Genomic DNA, 6078 nt, shown 5'->3' with positions numbered 1-6078 from the left:
AGCAGGTCGACCGCGAGGAGCGGGCCGGCCGGGCCACCGCCGAGCGGCTGGCCGAGGCAGAGGAGGAGGTGCTCGTGCGCGACGACGTGCTCCGCCTGGTGTTCCTGTGCTGCCACCCGGCTCTGGCGCTGGAGGCACGGGCGGCGCTGACCCTGCGGCTGGTGCTCGGCCTGCCGACCGCCGAGATCGCCCGGCTGTTCCTGGTCAGCGAGCCGACGATGGCGGCCCGGCTGACCCGGGCGCGCAAGAAGCTGGTCGGCGCCGGGGTCGCCCTGCGGCTGCCGGCCGGGGAGCGGCTGGACGACCGGGTCGAGGACGTGCTGCGCGTGGTCTACCTGACCTTCACCGCCGGTTACGCCCCGGGTGCGGAGCCGGCGCCGGTGGAGGGTGGGGCCGCCGAGGAGGCGGTGCGGCTCGGCCGGCTGCTGGACGCCCTGCTGCCCGGACGTGCGGACGTCCGGGCGCTGCTGGCGCTGATGCTGCTGCAGCACTCACGGCGGGACGCCCGGGTGTCGGCGGAGGGCGAGCTGGTGCTGCTGCCCGACCAGGACCGGGCCCGCTGGCACCACGACGAGATCGCGGAGGGTCTCGGCCTGCTCGTCGACCTGCCGGTGCCGAGGGGCGGGACCGCGCTGGAGCTCTACCTGCAGGCCGTGGTGGCGGCCGTGCACGCCGGAGCGCCGACCGCGGCCGACACCGACTGGGCGCTGGTCGCCGGGCTCTACGCGCAGCTGGAGGAGCTGACCGGGTCGGCCGTCGTGCGCCTCAACCGGGCGGTGGCCGTGGCCGAGGCCGACGGGCCGGCGGCCGGGCTGGCCCTGCTGGACGGGCTGGAGGAGCAGCTGCCCCGCAGCCACCGGCTGCCGGCCGTCCGGGCGGAGCTGCTGTGGCGTTCGGGCCGCACCGGGGTCGCCGCTGCGGAGTTCGAGCGGGCACTGCAGCGGTGCCCCAACGAGGTCGAACGTGCCCACCTGCGACGCCGGCTCGCCGAGCTGCACTCCGGCTGATCCGGGTCGCGTCAGGACGTCAGCAGGTCGACCAGCGCCCGCGCGGCCTCAGCAGGCGTCCGGCCGGTGCTGTCCACCACGGGTAGGCCGAGACCGCGGTAGTCCGCCGCGTCGGCGAGGGCCTGGGGCACCGAGTCCTCGCTGTCTCCCCGGGCTCGCAGCCGGCGACGACGCTCCTCGTCGGTGCAGTCGAGCACCATCCAGCGGCCGGACGGCCAGCCGGTGAGCTCGTCGGGGGTGACGACGCCGAGCAGCAGGACGGGGTGCGGCGCGAGCTGGTCGACCGCGGCACGGACGAGCTGCCCGTAGGCGTTCCAGGTGCTGGGCGTCTCACGGATGGCGGCACCGGCCAACGCACCGGCCGGATCCATGAACGCGTCCCAGTCGAGCACCACCCAGGTGGGCAGCAGCGCGCGCAGGGTGGCGGCGACGGCGGTCTTGCCGGAGCCGGGAGCTCCCAGGACGTAGCCGCCGGCGCCCACTCAGGCGTGGTCGGGCGTGTGGTGCTGCTCGAGGCGGCGGGCCGACCGGGCGCGCATCCGCTCCGCGCGCAGCCGCTGCAGCCGCTTGACCAGCAGCGGGTCGTGGGCCAGCGCCTCGGGCTTGTCGATGATGGAGTTCAGCACCTGGTAGTACCGGGTGGCCGACATCGAGAACTGCTCGCGGATGCCGTCGTTCTTGGCCCCGGCGTACTTCCACCACTGACGCTCGAAGTCGAGGATCCGGGCGTCCCGCTCACTGAGCTCGGCGCCACCGGTGGGCTCGGCGTTCTCGGTCTGCGGCATGCCGCTCATCCTAAGCCGTAATGACAGCCGTGTCATTCACCGCCGACCTGGCTCGCCAACCGTGCCGGGGTGGGTTTGGATGGGTCCCATGCAGCGACTCACCGGCCCGGTGCAGCACTACGCCTGGGGCTCGCCCACCCTCATCCCCGAGCTGCTCGGCACCGAGCCGGACGGACGTCCGCACGCCGAGCTGTGGCTGGGCGCCCATCCCAGCGCACCCGCGCGGCTGGAGTCGGAGGGCCTCGACGAGCGGGTGGCCCGCGACCCGGCGGTGGTCGGCACGGCGTCGGTGGAGCGGTTCGGCGGACGGCTGCCCTACCTGCTGAAGCTGCTCGCCGCGGCCGAGCCGCTGTCGCTGCAGGCCCACCCGACCCGCGAGCAGGCGGAGCGGGGCTGGGCGCGGGAGGAGGCCGAGGGTCCCGCCCGTGACGCCCCCGAGCGCAACTACAAGGACGACTGGCCCAAGCCGGAGATGATCGTCGCGCTGACCGAGTTCGACGCCCTGTGCGGGTTCGCCGACCCGGCCCGGACCGCCGGGCTGTGGCGTGAGCTCGAGGTCGAGGCGCTCGACCCGCTGGTCGACGCCCTCGGCACGCCGGACGGGCTGCGGGCGGTGCTGCTGGACCTGCTGGACGACGAGCGCTGGCGCGGGGTGGCGGGGCTGGTGACCGAGGCGGCCGGGCGGCGCGCCGACGAGGAGGGGCCGGTCGGCGACCTGTGCCGCACCGCGATCGAGATCGCCCGCTTCTACCCCGGTGACCCCGGCGTGCTGGTGGCGCTGCTGATGAACCGGGTCCGGCTGCAGCCGGGCGAGGCGCTCTTCCTCGGCGCGGGCAACCTGCACGCCTACCTCAGCGGCCTCGGCGTGGAGGTGATGGCCAACTCCGACAACGTGCTGCGCGGCGGGCTCACGCCCAAGCACGTCGACGTCGCCGAGCTCGGGGCCGTCCTCGACTTCTCCCCGATCACCCCCCAGCCGGTGCCGCTGGTCGACGAGGGCGAGGGCCGGTTCCGCTTCGACACCCCCGCCCCGGAGTTCACGCTGTGGCGCCTCGACTGCTCCGACACCCCGACCACCGTGCCGGCCTCCACCAGCGGCCGCATCGTGCTCGCCACCTCCGGACGGGTGCAGCTGCAGAGCGGCGCCACCGCCATCACCCTGCACCGCGGGCAGGCGGCGTTCCTGCCGGCGGGCGAGACCGTCTCCGCCCACGGCGGCGGGACGGCCTTCGTCGCCGGCCCCGGCGTGCGCTGACCCCGGTCGGTGGAGCAGGCGGCGCGTCGGTAGCGTCGGCGCACATGAGCGACATGGTCTACCGCCCACTGGGCGACTCGGGTCTGATGGTCAGCGCGGTCGGGATCGGCTGCAACGCCTTCAGCCGCCGGGTCGACCTCGACGGCGTCCGCGGCATCCTCGACGCCGCCACCGACGTCGGCGTCACCCTGCTCGACACCGCCGACGTCTACGGCAACCCGCCCGGCGGCAGCGAGGAGCTGCTCGGCCACGCCCTCCAGGGACGCCGCGACGACTTCGTGCTGGCCACCAAGGTCGGCATGGACATGCGCGGGGCCAACGGCGAGGACTTCGGCGTGCGCGGGTCCCGCCGCTACGTCCGCCGCGCCGTCGAGGCGAGCCTGCGCCGGCTGCAGACCGACCACATCGACCTCTACCAGCTGCACGCCCCCGACGACGTCACCCCGGTCGAGGAGACGCTGGAGGTGCTGACCGACCTCGTGCACGAGGGCAAGGTCGGCTACCTCGGCTGCTCCAACTTCGCCGGTTGGCAGATCGCCGACGCCGACTGGACCGCCCGCAGCTCCGGGCTGAGCCGGTTCGTCTCGGTGCAGAACCGCTACTCCCTGCTCGACCGCTCGATCGAGGCCGAGGTCGCCCCGGCCGCCGAGCGCTACGGCCTGGGCATCCTCCCCTACTTCCCGCTCGAGTACGGCCTGCTCACCGGTAAGTACCGCCGCGGCCAGGACGCCCCCGAGGGCTCTCGCGCCGCCGCCGAGCCCGAGCGCGCCCAGTGGCTCGCCGGCGCCGACTGGGACCGGATCGAGGCCGTCGAGGCGTACGCCCGCGCCCGCGACCTCAGTGTCCTCGACGTCGCCATCGCCGGCCTGGCCGCCCAGCCCTGCGTGGCCTCGGTGATCTCCGGCGCCACCTCCGCCGAGCAGGTCCGCACCAACGCCGCCGCGATGCGCTGGCAGCCCACCGCGGATGACCTGGACGAGCTGGACGAGATCACCTCCGCCTGACCCGCCCCACCCCCGCTCCCCGCCGCGAGTGTGGCGACATCGTCGGAAAGCACGGACGGGATCCGACGGGTCGGCCACACTCGCGCTCGGGGACGTGGGCGGGTGCGCGGACGTGGGCGGCGCGCTCACGGGGGCGCGGCCTGCGGCGTCAGCGGAGGGCGAGCAGCGCGCTCAGCCCGCTGGCCTGCGTGCGCCAGTCACGGACGTTCGGCCGTCCGGGGGCGGCGTCGCCGTCCCAGCTGATGCCGATCCGGTTGAGGGCGTCGCGGTGCTCCCAGACGGTGTCGGCCTGCCGCTTGGCCACCGACCGGTAGTCCCCGCCGGTGGCCTGGTCCAGCTCGGTGAGGTAGCGCAGGAAGATGCCCTTGAACTGCTTCTGGTTGTCGTCGCAGGGGTTCTCGCCCACCTCGCAGGACTCCGTCAGCACGCCACCGGGGAAGAGCAGGTCGGAGTCGATGGCGGCATCGGCCAGCTGGCGGGCGGTGTCGAGGTGCGCCTCGTCGCCGGTGATCTCGGCCAGCTCGACGCCGGCGCCGATCGGCAGGCCCTGGTTGTAGGTCCACACCGTCTGGCCGTTGTTCGCGCAGTCGTCGGTCAGCCCGTCGTTCACCAGCCCGTCCTCGCCCACCATGCCGCTGTCGAGGTACCACTCCCACGCGGAGACCGCTCGGTCGCGCCACTGCCAGTCGCCGGGCAGCCGCTGGTGCAGCATCGCGGTGAGCTTGACGTACTGGCCGTTGGTGACGGCGTTCTTGTAGGTGCGCTCGGCGTTCCACCAGACCCCGCCGTCGCAGGTGCTGGTGTCCCAGAAGGAGTGCAGGTAGTCGGCGATGATCTCGGCGGTCTCGCGGTACTCCACGTCGCCGGTCAGGTCGTAGGCGTTGAGCCAGGCCAGCCCCCACCAGCCGGCGTCGTCGACGGCCCGGCTGATGAAGTTGCCCTCGATCTCGTCGGTGCTCTTCTCCCCCGCCGGGAAGGGCACCCGGTTCACCTCGAAGGTGCGCTCGACCATCCAGGCGTAGGAGTCGTCACCGGTCTGACGCTGGTAGTCGATCACCGTGCTGATCGCCACCGCGGAGTTCCACCAGCTCGACGGCCACCAGGCGGTGTAGGGGTCGTAGTCGAAGACCAGGGCGTCCACCGCGGCGGCCGCCCGATCGACCGCTGGACGGGTCCAGCCGGTGCAGCCGGTCTCGTCGGTGGCGGCCAGCCGGACGCAGGCCCGCAGCGCCCCGCCGGCCATCTTCAGCCGCGGCTCGGCGGCGGGGAACACCCCGGTGCTGGCGGTGGTCGCCCCGCCGGGCACCGTGGTGCGGCCGAGCCGTCCGTCCCGGGTGCTGACCCCCTCGTCCCAGGACCGCTCCACCCACACCTCGTCGCCGGCGCTCGCCCGCGTCACCTCCGCCAGACCCGCGCCGGTGGCGTCCACCCGCAGGGCCACGCGGCGCTGGCCGACCTCACGCGGCTCGACGGCGGAGTCCCGCAGTGGCCCGGTGGGGTCCGCCCCGTCGCACACCTCGCGGCAGACGTCGCGGTAGGCCCACTCCGTGCAGGCGGCGCGCTCGCCGGTGTCGAGGCAGGCCCGCACCACACCGCGGCGGTGCTGGGACGGGTCGGTGAGATTGGTGGTCGGGGTCTGCACCCGCCCGCGCCGCTGCGCCGACGTCGGCTCGACCGTCTGCTCGCGGGTGGCGCCGGCGTCGAAGGAGCGCTCCAGCCACACCCGGTCGCCCGGTCGGGCCTTCTCGACCACGGCCCAGCCGACGACGTCGGGCAGCGAGGTGCGCAGCTGCAGGGTGCGTCCGGCCACGGTGACCGGGTCGACCGGTCGGTCGCCGGCGACGTCGGGGGCCTCACCGCCGTCGCAGGTGAGCACGCAGACCACCTGCCCGGCGACCAGCTCGACCCGGTCGGCATCGGGCGGCTCGGCCTGCCAGCGCGGCAGCGAGGCGGGACCGGTGGGCCGCGGCGGCAGCGCCTCCCCGACCGGGACGGGTGCGGGCTCGGCGGCGGCGTCGGCGCGGGCC

The 6078-nt window shown here is 74.7% G+C and carries 6 protein-coding genes; 3 read left to right on the top strand and 3 right to left on the bottom strand.

The annotated features are described in order from the left end of the window. Positions 1-1007, top strand: a 1007-nt coding sequence (locus tag DVA66_RS15785; RefSeq protein ID WP_114560938.1) for an RNA polymerase sigma factor, incomplete at its 5' end; no start/stop codon positions are given. Between the two features lie 11 nt (positions 1008-1018). Here the strand turns inward: DVA66_RS15785 and DVA66_RS15780 are convergent. Continuing rightward, complete coding sequence (locus DVA66_RS15780) at positions 1019-1489, bottom strand: AAA family ATPase (protein ID WP_114560937.1); 471 nt, start codon at positions 1487-1489, stop codon at positions 1019-1021. Continuing rightward, positions 1490-1792 carry a DUF3263 domain-containing protein gene (locus tag DVA66_RS15775; RefSeq protein ID WP_198671833.1) on the bottom strand — a complete coding sequence of 101 codons (303 nt, stop codon included), beginning with the start codon at positions 1790-1792 and terminating at the stop codon, positions 1490-1492. 88 nt (positions 1793-1880) lie between these two features. Here DVA66_RS15775 and manA point away from each other — a divergent pair, with 88 nt between their 5' ends. Both manA and DVA66_RS15765 read left to right on the top strand, forming a co-directional pair. Beyond that, positions 1881-3047 (top strand): mannose-6-phosphate isomerase, class I, encoded by a 1167-nt coding sequence (gene manA / locus DVA66_RS15770; RefSeq protein WP_114560941.1) that lies wholly within the window; start codon positions 1881-1883, stop codon positions 3045-3047. A 44-nt stretch (positions 3048-3091) separates the two neighbouring features. After that, complete coding sequence (locus tag DVA66_RS15765; RefSeq protein ID WP_198671832.1) at positions 3092-4051, top strand: aldo/keto reductase; 960 nt, start codon at positions 3092-3094, stop codon at positions 4049-4051. Positions 4052-4199: 148 nt separating this feature from the next. Here the strand turns inward: DVA66_RS15765 and DVA66_RS15760 are convergent. Then, the coding region (locus DVA66_RS15760) for a glycoside hydrolase family 76 protein (RefSeq protein WP_198671831.1) at positions 4200-6078 on the bottom strand (1879 nt) is incomplete at its 5' end.

It is taken from the genome of Desertihabitans aurantiacus, assembly GCF_003344635.1.
In the GTDB taxonomy this organism is placed as follows: domain Bacteria; phylum Actinomycetota; class Actinomycetes; order Propionibacteriales; family Propionibacteriaceae; genus Desertihabitans; species Desertihabitans aurantiacus.
Note: the sequence above shows the minus strand (reverse complement) of the source record. Positions and strands in the feature narration are given on the sequence as shown.